Origin of the sequence: Pseudomonas sp. SM4 (assembly GCF_051913165.1) — a bacterium.
In the GTDB taxonomy this organism is placed as follows: Bacteria; Pseudomonadota; Gammaproteobacteria; order Pseudomonadales; family Pseudomonadaceae; genus Aquipseudomonas.
Window position 1 is genome coordinate 347,419 of record NZ_JBODOE010000001.1, and the last position, 14,588, is coordinate 362,006.

Sequence of the window (14,588 nt, forward strand, 5' to 3'; positions counted from 1 at the left end):
CGGCAGCTCCTACAGTGGTCAGTTGTTGAGGTGGTAGAGCGCATTGGCGAGGGCGATGTCTTCCAGGCCCAGGCCAATTGAGCGGAAAAACACGTGACGATCGTAATCCGGGCGCTGCACTTTCTCGCTCAGCAGGTCGGCGAGGTCGCCGACGATCAAATCCTTGCTCCAGCCATGTTGTTCAGCAGCAATCAGCATTTCACCCGCCGAACCCGGCGTGGTCAGACGATAGTCGCAGAACACTTGCATCTCGTTGAGGCGCTGCGGTGGTACTTCGTGGGCGCGCGGGGCGTTGGTGCTGATCGAGGTAATCAGCGCCGGTTTACTCAGCTCAGCCGGATCGATCACCGGCCCGGCTGACGAGGTGCAGAGCATGATCACGTCAGCCTCGGCGAGGGCGGCTTCCCGGCTGTCGACGATCTTCAGATTGGGCGTGATGGCTTTCAACAGGGCCTGGGTCTGCGCGTCGGCGGACAGGCTTGGCGAATACAGGCTGATGCTCTGCCAGTCGCGCAGCGACTTCACGTAATGCAGATGCGCCTGCGCAACCTTGCCGCTGCCGATGATCGCCAGTCGCGTGGCATTCAACGGCGCGAGGGCGTCAACTGCCACGGCAGTGGTCGCGGCGGTGCGTGCGGTGGTCAGTTCACCGGCATCGCAGAGCAGCAGCGGTTGACCGGTTTTCATCGACATCAATAGCGTCCACGCCGTCACCAATGGGCCTTGCTCGCGAACGATGTAGGGCGAAGTCTTCATGCCGTACACACCGTCTTCAGCCAGTACACCCAGATAGTTGATGAAGTCACCGGCACCCTGCGGGAATTCCACCAGTTGCTGCGCCGGTTGTACGGCGCTACCCGCCGCAAGGTCGCGAAACAGCTTGCGCAGGATCTGCGGCACATCGAGACGCGCCAACAACTCGCAGGCCTGATGCTGGTCGATCACGTAGGGCGTACTGGACATGTAGGGCTCCGGAATCCGAATGTAAACTTATTAGTCTATTATGGACTTTTAGTATTCTCTCGCAAGCGTCCGATCAAATCCCGGGCGAAAAAAAAGCGCAGTCCGTTGCCGGCTGCGCTTTTCTATTAAACGTCGCTTACTGCGGACGCTTGCGCTCGACCGCACGCAACAGATGCGTCGGTGGCGTTTCACAACTGATCTTGCGACCCAGCTTCTCTTCGATGGACGGCAACTGATAAGAGTCGTCTTCCCCGGCGAAGCTGATCGACACGCCATCAGCGCCCGCGCGACCGGTACGGCCGATGCGGTGCACGTAGTCGTCCGGCACTTCCGGCAGGGTGAAGTTGATCACATGGCTGATGCCGTCGATGTGGATGCCGCGACCGGCGACATCGGTGGCGACCAGTACGCGGATCTTGCCTTCGCGGAAACCTTCCAGGGTCTTGATACGTTTGTGTTGTGGCACATCGCCTGACAATTGCGCAGCGTTCACACCGTCGCGCACCAGGCGCTCTTCGATGCGGCGGACTTCGTCCTTGCGGTTGGCGAAGACCATCACCCGCTCCCAGCCATTATCGTTGACCAGGTTGTAGAGCAGTTTGTACTTGTCGGCACCGGCCACGGCGTAGATGTGCTGCTCGACGTTTTCGCTGGCGACGTTGGTGACTTCGATTTCGACGATCGACGGATCGGTCGTCCATTGCTTGGCGAGGTTCATCACGTCTTCGGTGAAGGTCGCGGAGAACAGCAAGGTCTGGCGCTCGGACTTCGGCGGGGTCTGGCGAATGATCTGGCGTACCTGCGGGATGAAGCCCATGTCGAGCATGCGGTCGGCTTCGTCCAGCACCATCACTTCGACCATGTCCAGGTGCACATCGCCGCGCTGGTTGAAGTCGAGCAGACGGCCCGGAGTGGCGACGAGAATGTCGCAGTGGCGCGCTTCGAGGTGCTTGAGTTGCTTGTCGAAGTCCATGCCACCGACAAACGTCATGACGTTGAGGCCGGTGTACTTGGTCAGGTCGGCAGCATCTTTGGCGATCTGCACCACCAGCTCACGGGTCGGCGCGATGATCAGCGCACGGGGTTCGCCCATGTAGCGTTCTTTCGGCGGCGGCGTTTGCAGCAGCTGGGTGATGATCGAGATCAGGAACGCGGCGGTTTTGCCGGTACCGGTCTGCGCGCGGCCAATGGCGTCTTTGCCGGCGAGGGTGAAACCCAGCACCTGCGCCTGAATCGGCGTGCAATAAGGAAAGCCCAGATCCTGGATGGCGTGCATCAGCTCTGGAGACAGCTTGAAATCGTGGAAGCGGGTTTTGCCTTCCTGTGGTTCGACAACGAAATCTTCGAGTTTCCACGGAATGACCGGCGCCTTGGGCTTCGGTTCGCGGCGTGGCTTGGCCGGTTTCGGCGCTTCGCTGCTGGCGGGTTCGGCGGCGATGGGCGCGGCCGGTGCAGGTTGCGGGTCTGGCTTCGGTGCCGCTATGGGAGCGGGGCGGTCGGCCTGTGGGGCATCGGTGCGATGACCGGGGGCGTGCGACGGCGCACTGGGAACTGGCGCGAGCTGCTCAGCCTCGCTTTTACCGAACATTTTCTTGAGTGCTTCGAGCACGGTCATCTCATCAATTGGTTAAGGAATGTACGCCGGCCAGTGTAATGCAAGAATCGGGCGCGGCGTAGTGGGATGATCAAAGGGCAGGAATTGACCGGAAAATCAGCGCAGACGCTCGCTCAACCAGACGCCGATATCGCGAATTTCCTCGGGTAACACTTCGTGCTCCATTGGGTATTCCTGCCATGTCACGGTGACACCATGGTGCTTTAAATACTCGTAAGCGCTGCGGCCCATCGAGTTCTGCACCACGTTATCGAACTGCCCGTGCAGGCAAAGCACCGGAATTCGTTGCTGACTGGCGGACAATTCCAGTTCATCACTAAATGTCGGCGCATAGGTCGACAACGCCAAAACACCCCCCAACGGCCCCTGCCATTTCAGAAAAGCGCTGTGCAAGACCACTGCGCCGCCCTGGGAAAAACCGGCGAGGAAAATTCGCGAGGCGTCTATTCCGCTGGCGCGCTGCTCTTCGATCAATTCGATGATGCGATCGGCGGACGCTTCCAGCTCATCGCGGTCGATGGCGCGGGCCGGGCTCATGGCCTTGATGTCGTACCAGCTCGGCATGGCGTAGCCGCCGTTAATTGTCACTGGGCGTGTCGGCGCCTGCGGCAGCACAAAACGTGTGCTCAGCAGACTTTCCTGCAGCGCTTCGGCGACTGGCAGGAAGTCATAGCGGTCGGCGCCGAGGCCGTGCAGCCAGATCACGCAGGCGTCTGCGGGCTTAACAGGCTGAAGAATCAAGGGCTCGGTCATGGCTGCTCCAAATATGTGCGGGCGCTCTCATTAAGTGCGTGATTCGAGTGCGCGTCCGGTTGATCCGTTAAGAAGATGTCGCAAGGTTACAAGTTTTGCTATTGACCTGTCGCTCAAACGCTTCAGCGATCGGTGTGGTACGGGCTTTGCTATGGCTTCCAGCGTGCAACCGATCCCGCGCCTGGCGGTAACACTATCAGTGTACCCCTCGGGACGGGATGCAAAGAATCCGGTGATGGATGTTCGCCAATGGCCGCAACGGGCTTAGCGAACGTGAAAGGGCTACCGCCCGTTCGGCCGATTGGTGAGAAGTGAGTTGTCCATGATGTGGATTGTCTCCTACTAGACTCATAGCGAAAGTCTTACGTCGGTTGACCCCAAAAAAAGCCAACACGGGTCAACAACGCCTCAAAAGGGTGCGACTGGACTCAAGCTCCGACACAACAAGAGCAAAACTGGAGGTTTGAATGAAGATGTTGAAATCCACCCTGGCCATCGTGACTGCAGCAACAGTACTCGGTGTCAGCGGGTTCGCTCAGGCGGGTGCAACCCTGGATGCAGTGCAGAAGAAAGGTTTCGTGCAATGTGGCGTCAGCGACGGTCTGCCGGGCTTCTCGGTACCGGACGCGACCGGCAAGATCCTCGGGATCGACGCTGACGTTTGCCGTGCTGTGGCCGCTGCCGTATTCGGCGACGCGACCAAGGTCAAGTTCAGCCAGTTGAACGCCAAGGAGCGCTTCACCGCGCTGCAATCTGGCGAGATCGACATCCTGTCGCGCAACACCACCATGACCAGTTCGCGTGACGCGGGCATGGGCCTGAAATTCCCGGGCTTCATTACCTACTACGACGGCATCGGCTTCCTGGTGAACAACAAGCTGGGCGTGAAAAGTGCCAAAGAGCTGGACGGTGCAACCATCTGCATCCAGGCCGGTACCACCACCGAGCTGAACGTTTCCGACTACTTCCGTGGCAACGGTCTGAAATATACCCCGATCACTTTCGACACCTCCGATGAAAGCGCCAAGTCGCTGGAATCCGGTCGTTGCGACGTGCTGACCTCCGACAAGTCCCAGCTGTTCGCCCAGCGCAGCAAGCTGGCCTCGCCGAAAGACTACGTGGTACTGCCGGAAACCATTTCCAAAGAACCACTGGGCCCGGTCGTACGTAACGGCGACGACGAGTGGCTGGCCATCGTGCGTTGGGTCGGCTACGCGCTGCTCAACACCGAAGAAGCCGGCATCACGTCGAAAAACGTTGAAGCCGAAGCCAAGTCGACCAAGAACCCGGACGTCGCCCGTATGCTCGGTGCTGACGGCGAATACGGCAAAGACCTGAAACTGCCGAAAGACTGGGTGGTACAGATCGTCAAACAAGTCGGCAACTACGGCGAAATCTTCGAGAAAAACCTCGGCAAGAGCACTCCGCTGGAAATCGACCGTGGCTTGAACGCCCTGTGGAACAACGGCGGCATTCAGTACGCACCACCAGTGCGCTAATGGTTCTATCGCCCGGCGGGCCAACCGCCGGGTGATGTTCTGTTCCATTTCTTGCGGGGCACTTCATGCAAAATTCAATCGGCGCACCTAAGCAGAGGCTCAGCCTCAGCGATCCACGAGTGCGTGCGTGGTTATTCCAGATCATCACCATTGTGGCGGTGGTCTCGCTGGGCTGGTTTCTGTTCGACAACACGCAAACCAACCTGCAGCACCGGGGCATTACTTCCGGTTTCGACTTTCTGGAGCGCAGTGCCGGGTTCGGCATCGCTCAACACCTGATCGATTACACCGAAGCGGACAGTTATGCCCGCGTCTTCGTTATCGGTTTGCTCAACACCTTGTTGGTGACAGTGATCGGCGTGATTCTGGCGACGATTCTCGGCTTCATCATCGGTGTGGCGCGGCTGTCGCAGAACTGGATCATCAGCAAACTGGCGACGGTGTATGTGGAAGTTTTCCGCAACATTCCGCCGCTGCTGCAAATCCTGTTCTGGTACTTCGCGGTATTCCTGACCATGCCGGGGCCGCGCAACAGCCACAACTTCGGCGACACCTTCTTCGTCAGCAGCCGGGGCCTGAACATGCCGGCCGCCTTGGCCGCTGATGGTTTCTGGGCGTTCGTGGTCAGCATCGTGGTGGCGATCATCGGCATCGTGCTGATGTGCCGCTGGGCCAACAAGCGCTTCGAAGCGACCGGCGTGCCGTTCCACAAGTTCTGGGTAGGGCTGGCGATTCTGCTGGTGATCCCGACCTTGTGCGCACTGATCTTCGGCGCTCCGCTGCACTGGGAAATGCCCGAGCTCAAAGGCTTCAACTTCGTTGGCGGCTGGGTGCTGATCCCGGAACTGCTCGCGTTGACCCTGGCCCTGACCGTGTACACCGCGGCGTTCATCGCAGAGATCGTGCGCTCCGGGATCAAGTCGGTCAGCCATGGCCAGACCGAAGCGGCGCGTTCGCTCGGCCTGCGCAACGGCCCGACCCTGCGCAAGGTGATCATTCCGCAAGCCCTGCGCGTGATCATTCCGCCGCTGACCAGCCAATACCTCAACCTGGCGAAAAACTCTTCGCTGGCGGCCGGTATCGGTTACCCGGAAATGGTTTCGCTGTTCGCCGGCACCGTGCTCAACCAGACCGGTCAGGCGATCGAGGTGATTGCCATCACCATGAGCGTGTACCTGGCGATCAGTATCAGCATTTCCCTGCTGATGAACTGGTACAACAAGCGCATTGCGCTGATCGAGCGGTAAGGAAAAGCGCATGAGTACTCATACTTTCAAACCCGACATGCCCCCACCGAACAGCAGCATCGGCGTGGTGGCGTGGATGCGCGCGAACATGTTCTCCAGCTGGCTCAACACCCTGCTGACGCTGTTTGCGTTCTACCTGATCTACCTCGTCGTGCCACCGATTCTCAGCTGGGCAATCATTGATGCCAACTGGGTCGGCACCACCCGCGCCGATTGCACCAAGGACGGCGCCTGCTGGGTGTTCATTCAGCAGCGTTTCGGCCAGTTCATGTACGGCTATTACCCGGCTGAATGGCGCTGGCGCGTCGACCTGACCGTGTGGCTGGCGGTGATCGGCGTGGCGCCACTGTTCATCTCGCGCTTCCCGCGTAAAGCGGTGTACGGGCTGAGCTTTCTGGTGATCTACCCGATTGTTGCCTGGTGCCTTCTGCACGGCGGCGTGTTCGGTCTGCCACAGGTGGCGACCAGCCAATGGGGCGGCCTGATGCTGACTCTGGTAATCGCCACCGTTGGTATCGCCGGCGCCTTGCCGCTGGGAATCGTGCTGGCACTGGGTCGACGCTCGAACATGCCGGCAATTCGGGTGGTCTGCGTGACCTTCATCGAATTCTGGCGCGGCGTGCCGTTGATCACCGTGCTGTTCATGTCCTCGGTGATGCTGCCGCTGTTCCTGCCCGAAGGCATGAACTTCGACAAGCTGCTGCGGGCGTTGATCGGGGTGATTCTGTTCCAGTCGGCCTATGTCGCTGAAGTGGTGCGCGGCGGTCTGCAAGCGATTCCCAAAGGTCAGTACGAAGCGGCCGCAGCGATGGGCCTCGGTTACTGGCGTTCGATGGGTCTGGTGATTCTGCCGCAAGCCCTGAAGCTGGTGATCCCTGGCATCGTCAACACCTTCATTGCGCTGTTCAAGGACACTAGCCTGGTGATCATCATCGGCCTGTTTGACCTGCTCAACAGCGTCAAGCAAGCCGCTGCCGACCCGAAATGGCTGGGCATGGCCACCGAAGGCTACGTGTTCGCCGCCCTGGTGTTCTGGATTTTCTGTTTTGGTATGTCGCGCTATTCCATGCATCTGGAACGCAAGCTCGACACTGGCCACAAGCGTTAGGAGTTCTCTGTAAATGAGCGAAGCAATCAAAAAGCCAGTGGGCCCTGAAGGCATTATTCAGATGCAGGGCGTCAACAAGTGGTACGGCCAGTTCCACGTGCTGAAAGACATCAACCTCAACGTCAAACAAGGCGAGCGTATCGTCCTGTGCGGCCCGTCGGGTTCCGGTAAATCGACGACGATTCGTTGCCTCAATCGTCTGGAAGAACACCAGCAGGGCCGCATCGTCGTCGACGGCGTGGAACTGACCAACGACCTCAAGCAGATCGAAGCGATCCGCCGCGAAGTCGGCATGGTGTTCCAGCACTTCAACCTGTTCCCGCACCTGACCATTTTGCAGAACTGTACCCTGGCGCCGATGTGGGTACGCAAGATGCCCAAGCGCAAGGCTGAGGAAATCGCCATGCATTACCTGGAGCGCGTACGCATTCCGGAGCAGGCGCACAAATTCCCGGGGCAATTGTCCGGCGGTCAGCAGCAGCGTGTGGCGATTGCCCGCGCCCTGTGCATGAAACCGAAAATCATGCTGTTCGATGAACCGACTTCAGCGCTTGATCCGGAGATGGTGAAAGAGGTGCTCGACACCATGATCGGCTTGGCTGAAGACGGCATGACCATGCTCTGCGTGACTCACGAAATGGGCTTCGCCCGTACCGTGGCCAATCGCGTGATCTTCATGGACAAGGGCGAAATCGTTGAGCAAGCGGCGCCGAATGACTTCTTCGATAATCCGCAGAATGAGCGGACGAAGTTGTTCTTGAGTCAGATTTTGCATTGATCTGATCGCAGCCTGCGAAATAAACCCGGACCTGTTCCGGGTTTTTTTTTGCCCCGCTCCCCTGTAGGAGCTGCCGCAGGCTGCGATCTTTTGATCTGGTTTTTAAAATCCAAGTCAAAAGATCGTCCGATCGCGGCCCGAACCTGCGGCGGCTCCTACAGGGTTGTGTGGGGGGCCCTTCCTGACTAACATGTCAGAAAATTCATCCTATGATTGGATGAAAGGGCGAATTCTATGTCAGACATTTTTCCACTCATCAAACGATCCCTGGTCGATCAGGCCCTGGATCAGCTGCGTCAGCGCATTAACAGCGGTGCCTGGCAGGTTGGCGAGCGTTTACCAACCGAACCCGAGCTGTGCGCCGAGCTCGGCATCAGCCGCAACACGGTGCGTGAAGCCATGCGCGTGCTGGCGTTTTCCGGATTGATCGAGATTCGCCAGGGCGATGGCAGTTACCTGCGCGCGTTGGTCGACCCGCTCGATACGCTGAAAGCGTTGTCGCGCTGCTCGCTGGAGCAGGCACGGGAAACCCGGCACATCCTTGAAGTCGAGGCCATTGGCCTGGCGGCGTTGCGGCGTACCGACGAAGACCTTGTCGCATTGCGCGAAGCATTGGGCACCAGCGGCAGTCACTACCACGGCGACCTCGACACCTTCATCGCTTGCGATCTGGTGTTCCACCGCCGCTTGGTCGACGCCGCGCACAACCCGGCCCTCAGCGAGCTGTACGGCTATTTCTCCAGCATCGTCGGCGCGCAGTTGCGCCAGACCCTGAACATCGTCCCGCGCCGTCAGGAAGTGTTCGACCTGCACATCGAGTTGCTCGATGCGGTCGAACAACGCGACCCGGAGCGGGCCAAAGCCTTGTCGAGGCAGTTGATCAATGAACCTTGAAACCGAGAAATCCATGTCCCGCAGTGAGATATCCACAACCCCGAAACGCACGGCTGAGCTTGAAGAGCTGCTGATCGACGCCGAGGCCGATGACGAGCAAGTGCAACAAAGCCATCCGCTGGTCCGCCGCCCGTGGCTGTTGTTGCTGGGTCTGATTCTGGTCGCGCTGAATTTGCGCCCGGCGCTGTCGAGCATGGCGCCGCTGCTCAGCGAAGTGTCGAAAAGCCTCGGCTTGTCGGCGGCGCAAGCCGGTTTGCTGACCACGCTGCCGGTGCTGTGCCTGGGTTTGTTCGCGCCGCTGGCGCCGATTCTGGCAAGACGTTTTGGCGCCGAACGCGTGGTGCTGGGAATCCTGCTGACACTGGCTTGCGGCATCATTTTGCGCAGCAGCTTTGGTGAAATCGGTTTGTTCGCCGGCAGCGTACTGGGCGGTGCCAGTATTGGCATCGTCGGCGTATTGCTGCCGGGCATCGTCAAACGCGACTTCGCCAAGCACGCGGGCACCATGACCGGCGTCTACACCATGGCCCTGTGCCTGGGCGCGGCAATGGCGGCGGGCACGAGTGTGCCGTTGAGTGAACATTTTGGCGGCGACTGGACAATTGGCCTGGGCTTCTGGGTCATCCCGGCGCTGGTGGCGGCGTTGTTCTGGCTGCCGCAGGTCGGCCAGAAACACGGCGCACACAATGTCGCCTATCGCGTGCGCGGTTTGCTGCGTGATCCGCTGGCCTGGCAGGTGACCTTGTACATGGGCCTGCAATCGTCGCTGGCCTACATCGTGTTCGGCTGGTTGCCGTCGATCCTCATCGGTCGTGGGTTGACGCCGACGCAGGCGGGTCTGGTGTTGTCCGGTTCGGTGATCATTCAACTCGCCAGTTCACTGGCCGCGCCTTGGCTGGCGACGCGGGGCAAGGATCAGCGTCTGGCGATCGTCGTGGTGATGGCGCTGACCCTTGGCGGTCTGTTCGGCTGTCTCTATGCACCGATCGAAGGCTTGTGGGGCTGGGCGATTCTGCTGGGTCTGGGGCAGGGCGGGACGTTCAGTCTGGCGTTGACCTTGATCGTGCTGCGTTCGCGTGACTCACATGTCGCGGCGAACCTGTCGAGCATGTCTCAGGGTTTCGGTTACACGCTGGCGTCGATGGGGCCGTTCGCGGTCGGCGTGGTGCATGACTGGACCGGCGGCTGGAATGCGGTGGGCTGGATCTTTGGCATCATTGGTACAGGCGCGATCATCGCCGGGCTTGGCGCCGGGCGTGCGCTGTACGTGCAAGTGCAAAGCGAAAGAATCTGACCTCTGTGGGAGCTGCGGCACGCTGCGATCTTTTGATTTTTATCCTTGGTAAATCAACATTAAAAGATCGCAGCGTGCCGCAGCTCCTACGGGGTTTTGTGGGTTGCCGTATTCGGTGGGCGAATGCCGATAGTGTTTCTTCGCTTTGCAGATTATCGTGCTGGCAATCTGTACCTCTTTTGGAGATTGCCCATGAGTGAAGTCCACGCCGCGTTGATCACCCGGTTCTATGAAGCCTTCCAGCGTCTGGATGCCGAAGGCATGGCCGCGTGCTACACCGATGACGTGGTGTTCAGCGACCCGGCCTTCGGCGAACTGCGCGGGCGCGATGCCGGCGACATGTGGCGCATGCTCACCACCCGCGCCAAGGACTTCTCTCTGACCTTCGACAACGTCCGCGCCGATGAGCGCAGCGGCGGCGCGCATTGGGTCGCGACCTACCTGTTCAGCCAGACCGGCAACATTGTCATCAACGATATCCAGGCCCGTTTCGTCTTCCGTGACGGCAAGATCTGCGAGCACCACGATCACTTCGATCTGTGGCGCTGGTCGCGTCAGGCCCTGGGTTTCAAAGGCCTGCTGCTCGGCTGGACGCCGCTGGTGCGCAACGCCGTGCGGGCGCAGGCACTGAAGGGACTGAAGGCATTTCAGGCCGGTCGCTGATAAGATCGCGACCTGTTTCCTACACGCCTCTGATCCCAAAGTGACCAGCCTTAGCGAAAAATCTGTCGATGTTGCCGAACCGGTGAGCAAGTCCTGGTTCGTCTACCTCGTTCGTGCGGCCAACGGCTCGTTGTACTGCGGGATCAGCGACGATCCCGTGCGTCGTTTCGCCAAGCACCAGAGCGGCAAGGGCGCGCGCTTCTTCCTTTCCAGCCCGGCCATGGCATTGGTGTACACCGAACTTTGTCGCGACAAGAGCGACGCCTTGCGCCAGGAACGGTTGATCAAGAAGCTGCGCAAGAGCGCCAAGGAATGCCTGGTTGCGTCTTATCAATCTGACTGATCGGTTCCCATCAGCCAGATCTGTAGGCTGCTAACAAAATGCGCGCTAAGCTGCCGACTCACTATCTGAGCGGCGGAGCCGAGCATGTCCGAGTTGATTCTCCATCATTACCCGACCTCTCCATTTGCCGAGAAGGCCCGCCTGCTGTTGGGGTTCAAGGGCTTGTCCTGGCGCTCGGTGCATATCTCGCCGGTGATGCCAAAACCTGATTTGACTGCCCTGACCGGCGGCTATCGCAAGACCCCGGTGCTGCAAATCGGCGCTGATATCTATTGCGACACTTCCTTGATCGCGCGTCGACTGGAGCAGGAAAAAGCGTTGCCGGCGTTCTTCCCCGAAGGTCAGGAGTTCACCAGCGCAAGTTTTGCCACTTGGGCTGATTCGGTGGTGTTCCAGCATGCCGTGAGTCTGGTGTTCCAGCCGGAATCGGTTGCCGTGCGTTTCGCCAAGCTGCCACCGGAAGCGATCAAGGCGTTTATCGCCGACCGTGCAGGCCTGTTCTCGGGTGGCAGTGCCACGCGTTTGTCCGCCGAACAGGCCAAGCACCAATGGCCGACGATCATGGCGCGTCTGGAGCAGCAGTTGCAGCGCGAACAGGGCGACTACCTGTTCGGCGAGCCGTCGATAGCCGACTTCGCGCTGGCGCATCCCATGTGGTTCCTCAAGGCCACGCACGTCACGGCGCCGCTGGTGGATGAGTATCCGGCGGTTTCTGCGTGGTTGAATCGAGTGCTGGGCTTTGGTCATGGCGCGGCGAGTGCGATGACCTCGGAAGAGGCGCTGGAGGTGGCGCGTAACGCGACCCCGGCGGCATTGCCGGATGAGCAGTTCGTTGACCCGAACGGGTTCAAGGCTGGCCAGCAGGTGGCAATTGCCGCGACCGATTACGGGGTTGATCCGGTGGTGGGTGAGCTGCTGTTTGCCGGTCGCGAAGAGCTGATCATTCGTCGTGAAGACGAGCGTGGCGGCGTGGTGCACGTGCACTTCCCGCGCTTCGGCTTCCGCATCGAGGCTCGCTAAAAGCAAAAGATCGCAGCCTGCGGCAGCTCCTACATATGTCTCATGTAGGAGCTGCCGCAGGCTGCGATCTTTTGATCTTGCTGTTATTTCAGAGCGGCGAGAATCTCGTCCGGGTCGAACCCACGAATCAACGTGCCGTTGACGTCGATCAACGGGATCCCGCGTCCACCCAATGCCTCATACGCCTTGCGCGCCTCGGCATCCTTCTCGATGTCGAACTCCTTGAACGCAATCCCCTTGCTGTCGAGAAAACGCTTGGTCTGTTTGCAGTAGCCGCACCAGTCGGTGGCGTAGAGCACGACGTTGGCCTGCGCGCGCGTCTGCTCGGCAACCATTTGTGACGGATTGAACACCCGCTCGATCTTGCCCCAGTTCTGATAAACCACGACCACCAGCAGAACCAGCGCGACCTTCTTCAGCACATTGCCGAGCATCAGTTGCGCCGCTTCAGCTGATCGGTCAGCGACGTCGGCAAACCTTTGATCACCAGGGTGCCAGCCTCTTCGTCGTACTCGATCTTCGAGCCCAGCAGGTGCGCTTCAAAGCTGATCGACAGGCCCTCGGCGCGGCCGGTAAAGCGGCGGAATTGATTGAGGGTGCGTTTGTCCGCCGGAATCTCTGGCGACAGGCCGTAGTCCTTGTTGCGGATGTGATCGTAGAAGGCTTTCGGGCGCTCTTCGTCGATCAGCTCGGAGAGTTCTTCCAGGCCCATCGGTTCGCCGAGTTTGGCCTGGCTGCTGGCGTAATCGACCAGGGTCTTGGTTTTCTCGCGGGCAGATTCTTCCGGCAGGTCTTCGCTTTCAACGAAATCGCTGAAAGCCTTGAGCAGCGTGCGTGTCTCGCCCGGGCCGTCGACGCCTTCCTGGCAACCGATGAAGTCGCGGAAGTACTCCGAAACCTTTTTGCCGTTCTTGCCCTTGATGAACGAGATGTACTGCTTGGACTGCTTGTTGTTCTGCCACTCGGAGACGTTGATGCGCGCCGCCAGGTGCAACTGGCCGAGGTCGAGGTGGCGCGACGGGGTCACGTCCAGCTCGTCGGTCACCGCCACGCCTTCGCTGTGGTGCAGCAGGGCGATAGCGAGGTAATCGGTCATGCCTTGCTGATAGTGGGCGAACAGTACGTGACCGCCGACCGACAGGTTCGACTCTTCCATCAGCTTTTGCAGGTGCTCGACCGCGACTTTGCTGAACGCGGTGAAGTCCTGGCCGCCTTCCATGTATTCCTTCAGCCAGCCGCTGAACGGGAACGCGCCGGATTCCGGATGGAACAGACCCCAGGCTTTGCCCTGTTTGGCGTTATAGCTTTCGTTGAGGTCGGCGAGCATGTTCTCGATGGCTGCAGACTCGGCCAGTTCGGTGTCACGGGCGTGCAGAACTGCGGGCGTGCCGTCGGGTTTTTTGTCGATCAGGTGGACGATGCAATGACGGATCGGCATGGGCTTCTCGGCTGTTGGAAGGGAGGAGGGCAGGCTCCCCCGAAAAAGCGCTCAGTGTACCCGATTCTCAGCACAGGCCTCCTGTAGGAGCTGCCGCAGGCTGCGATCTTTTGATCTTGTTTTTTTCAAAAGCCAAATCAAAAGATCGCCGCCTGCGGCAGCTCCTACATAACCGGGGAAACTGCGTTGGCGGCAGCGTAAACGGGGGGTTGTAGGGCAAAACCGGGGCGTGCGAACGGGCTTATGCAGTTTTTTACCGATTTAGAGCAATAAAGCTGACCAAATGGGTAGCTAGAGGCGGATATTTCCCCGTCTCTGTGCTAGTTTTGCCCGGTCTTACGCGAAGTCACTGCGTTAAGCGTGCAATCAGCATTTGTCAGGTCGAACCAAACCCTGATTTCGGCATCTATAACCCGACTCGTCGTGGTTATCGCCGAGGGTGCCAGATCCAGAAGATCGGGCTCGATGGCTGACACTGCACTCTGCAATCCATATGAATTTGATAGGGAAGGAACACTACATGGCTCTTACTAAAGACCAACTGATCGCCGACATCGCTGAAGCTATCGACGCGCCGAAAACCACCGCGCGTAACGCTCTGGACCAACTGGGCCAAATCGTTGCCGATCAGCTGGAAAACGGCGGCGAAATCACCTTGCCTGGTATCGGCAAGCTGAAAGTGACCGAGCGTCCTGCCCGCACTGGCCGTAACCCTTCGACTGGCGCTGCCATCGAAATCCCTGCGAAGAAAGTGATCAAGCTGGTTGTGGCCAAAGGCCTGACCGACGCTGTGAACAAGTAAGACGCAGCAATAAAAAACCGTGCACCGGAGTGATCCGGGCACGGTTTTTTTGTGCCTGCGATTTGACGCATTACCCCTGTAGGAGCTGCGGCACGCTGCGATCTTTTGATTTTGTGTTTAAAAATCAATCAAGATCAAAAGATCGCAGCGTGCCGCAGCTCCTACAGGGGG

Annotated in this window: 15 protein-coding genes; 10 read left to right on the top strand and 5 right to left on the bottom strand. The window is 59.4% G+C overall.

Features of this window, described 5'->3' with window-relative positions; all coding sequences use genetic code 11:
* Window positions 1-18: 18 nt before the first annotated feature.
* From ACQ4MY_RS01535 to ACQ4MY_RS01545, 3 genes are all read right to left on the bottom strand, one after another.
* Window positions 19-963, bottom strand: a complete 945-nt coding sequence (locus tag ACQ4MY_RS01535) for an ornithine cyclodeaminase family protein (protein ID WP_008080198.1) — start codon at window positions 961-963, stop codon at window positions 19-21.
* 136 nt (window positions 964-1,099) lie between these two features.
* Window positions 1,100-2,578: an ATP-dependent RNA helicase RhlB gene (rhlB, locus tag ACQ4MY_RS01540; protein WP_008080196.1), complete on the bottom strand. Its 1,479-nt coding sequence runs from the start codon at window positions 2,576-2,578 to the stop codon at window positions 1,100-1,102.
* Between the two features lie 96 nt (window positions 2,579-2,674).
* Window positions 2,675-3,331, bottom strand: a complete 657-nt coding sequence (locus tag ACQ4MY_RS01545) for an alpha/beta hydrolase (protein WP_008080194.1) — start codon at window positions 3,329-3,331, stop codon at window positions 2,675-2,677.
* 467 nt (window positions 3,332-3,798) lie between these two features.
* Here ACQ4MY_RS01545 and ACQ4MY_RS01550 point away from each other — a divergent pair, with 467 nt between their 5' ends.
* The 9 genes from ACQ4MY_RS01550 to ACQ4MY_RS01590 all read left to right on the top strand — a co-directional run bounded on the left by ACQ4MY_RS01550 (window position 3,799) and on the right by ACQ4MY_RS01590 (window position 12,177).
* A complete protein-coding gene (locus ACQ4MY_RS01550; RefSeq protein ID WP_007914328.1) occupies window positions 3,799-4,830 on the top strand; it encodes an amino acid ABC transporter substrate-binding protein in 1,032 nt (343 codons plus the stop codon).
* 65 nt (window positions 4,831-4,895) lie between these two features.
* Entirely contained in the window at window positions 4,896-6,077 is a 1,182-nt protein-coding gene (locus ACQ4MY_RS01555; protein ID WP_440093355.1) for an amino acid ABC transporter permease, read from the top strand.
* 10 nt (window positions 6,078-6,087) lie between these two features.
* The gene (locus ACQ4MY_RS01560; protein ID WP_008080192.1) at window positions 6,088-7,185 is read left to right on the top strand and encodes an amino acid ABC transporter permease; all 1,098 of its coding nucleotides are present in this window, start codon (window positions 6,088-6,090) and stop codon (window positions 7,183-7,185) included.
* Window positions 7,186-7,198: 13 nt separating this feature from the next.
* Entirely contained in the window at window positions 7,199-7,963 is a 765-nt protein-coding gene (locus ACQ4MY_RS01565) for an amino acid ABC transporter ATP-binding protein (protein WP_008080191.1), read from the top strand.
* Between the two features lie 234 nt (window positions 7,964-8,197).
* Window positions 8,198-8,857 carry a FadR/GntR family transcriptional regulator gene (locus ACQ4MY_RS01570; protein WP_440093357.1) on the top strand — a complete coding sequence of 220 codons (660 nt, stop codon included), beginning with the start codon at window positions 8,198-8,200 and terminating at the stop codon, window positions 8,855-8,857.
* Window positions 8,847-10,151: a CynX/NimT family MFS transporter gene (locus tag ACQ4MY_RS01575; protein ID WP_440093359.1), complete on the top strand. Its 1,305-nt coding sequence runs from the start codon at window positions 8,847-8,849 to the stop codon at window positions 10,149-10,151. Before ACQ4MY_RS01570 ends, ACQ4MY_RS01575 begins: the two co-directional genes overlap by 11 nt.
* A 192-nt stretch (window positions 10,152-10,343) precedes the next feature.
* The gene (locus tag ACQ4MY_RS01580; protein ID WP_440093360.1) at window positions 10,344-10,814 is read left to right on the top strand and encodes a nuclear transport factor 2 family protein; all 471 of its coding nucleotides are present in this window, start codon (window positions 10,344-10,346) and stop codon (window positions 10,812-10,814) included.
* A 40-nt stretch (window positions 10,815-10,854) separates the two neighbouring features.
* Window positions 10,855-11,157, top strand: a complete 303-nt coding sequence (locus tag ACQ4MY_RS01585) for a GIY-YIG nuclease family protein (protein WP_008083651.1) — start codon at window positions 10,855-10,857, stop codon at window positions 11,155-11,157.
* Between the two features lie 84 nt (window positions 11,158-11,241).
* The gene (locus ACQ4MY_RS01590; protein WP_008083650.1) at window positions 11,242-12,177 is read left to right on the top strand and encodes a glutathione S-transferase family protein; all 936 of its coding nucleotides are present in this window, start codon (window positions 11,242-11,244) and stop codon (window positions 12,175-12,177) included.
* An 83-nt stretch (window positions 12,178-12,260) separates the two neighbouring features.
* Here ACQ4MY_RS01590 and ACQ4MY_RS01595 read toward each other — a convergent pair whose 3' ends face one another.
* Together ACQ4MY_RS01595 and yejK are read right to left on the bottom strand one after the other, a co-directional pair.
* The gene (locus ACQ4MY_RS01595; protein ID WP_008083649.1) at window positions 12,261-12,611 is read right to left on the bottom strand and encodes a glutaredoxin family protein; all 351 of its coding nucleotides are present in this window, start codon (window positions 12,609-12,611) and stop codon (window positions 12,261-12,263) included.
* Window positions 12,611-13,615, bottom strand: a complete 1,005-nt coding sequence (gene yejK / locus ACQ4MY_RS01600) for a nucleoid-associated protein YejK (RefSeq protein WP_440093362.1) — start codon at window positions 13,613-13,615, stop codon at window positions 12,611-12,613. The genes ACQ4MY_RS01595 and yejK overlap by 1 nt, the downstream gene beginning before the upstream one ends.
* 520 nt (window positions 13,616-14,135) lie before the next feature.
* Between yejK and ACQ4MY_RS01605 the strand changes: the two genes are divergently transcribed.
* Window positions 14,136-14,417, top strand: coding sequence for an HU family DNA-binding protein (locus ACQ4MY_RS01605; protein WP_003221909.1), 282 nt, complete (start codon window positions 14,136-14,138; stop codon window positions 14,415-14,417).
* The last annotated feature ends 171 nt before the right edge of the window (window positions 14,418-14,588 follow it).

What these genes read in the sequence shown, in the direction of transcription:
- ACQ4MY_RS01575 (WP_440093359.1), top strand. Translation starts at nt 8,847, where the DNA reads ATGAACCTTGAAACCGAGAAATCCATGTCCCGCAGTGAGATATCCACA.
- rhlB (WP_008080196.1), bottom strand. Translation starts at nt 2,578, where the DNA reads ATGACCGTGCTCGAAGCACTCAAGAAAATGTTCGGTAAAAGCGAGGCT.
- yejK (WP_440093362.1), bottom strand. Translation starts at nt 13,615, where the DNA reads ATGCCGATCCGTCATTGCATCGTCCACCTGATCGACAAAAAACCCGAC.
- ACQ4MY_RS01580 (WP_440093360.1), top strand. Translation starts at nt 10,344, where the DNA reads ATGAGTGAAGTCCACGCCGCGTTGATCACCCGGTTCTATGAAGCCTTC.
- ACQ4MY_RS01535 (WP_008080198.1), bottom strand. Translation starts at nt 963, where the DNA reads ATGTCCAGTACGCCCTACGTGATCGACCAGCATCAGGCCTGCGAGTTG.
- ACQ4MY_RS01555 (WP_440093355.1), top strand. Translation starts at nt 4,896, where the DNA reads ATGCAAAATTCAATCGGCGCACCTAAGCAGAGGCTCAGCCTCAGCGAT.
- ACQ4MY_RS01550 (WP_007914328.1), top strand. Translation starts at nt 3,799, where the DNA reads ATGAAGATGTTGAAATCCACCCTGGCCATCGTGACTGCAGCAACAGTA.
- ACQ4MY_RS01565 (WP_008080191.1), top strand. Translation starts at nt 7,199, where the DNA reads ATGAGCGAAGCAATCAAAAAGCCAGTGGGCCCTGAAGGCATTATTCAG.
- ACQ4MY_RS01595 (WP_008083649.1), bottom strand. Translation starts at nt 12,611, where the DNA reads ATGCTCGGCAATGTGCTGAAGAAGGTCGCGCTGGTTCTGCTGGTGGTC.
- ACQ4MY_RS01605 (WP_003221909.1), top strand. Translation starts at nt 14,136, where the DNA reads ATGGCTCTTACTAAAGACCAACTGATCGCCGACATCGCTGAAGCTATC.
- ACQ4MY_RS01570 (WP_440093357.1), top strand. Translation starts at nt 8,198, where the DNA reads ATGTCAGACATTTTTCCACTCATCAAACGATCCCTGGTCGATCAGGCC.
- ACQ4MY_RS01545 (WP_008080194.1), bottom strand. Translation starts at nt 3,331, where the DNA reads ATGACCGAGCCCTTGATTCTTCAGCCTGTTAAGCCCGCAGACGCCTGC.
- ACQ4MY_RS01560 (WP_008080192.1), top strand. Translation starts at nt 6,088, where the DNA reads ATGAGTACTCATACTTTCAAACCCGACATGCCCCCACCGAACAGCAGC.
- ACQ4MY_RS01590 (WP_008083650.1), top strand. Translation starts at nt 11,242, where the DNA reads ATGTCCGAGTTGATTCTCCATCATTACCCGACCTCTCCATTTGCCGAG.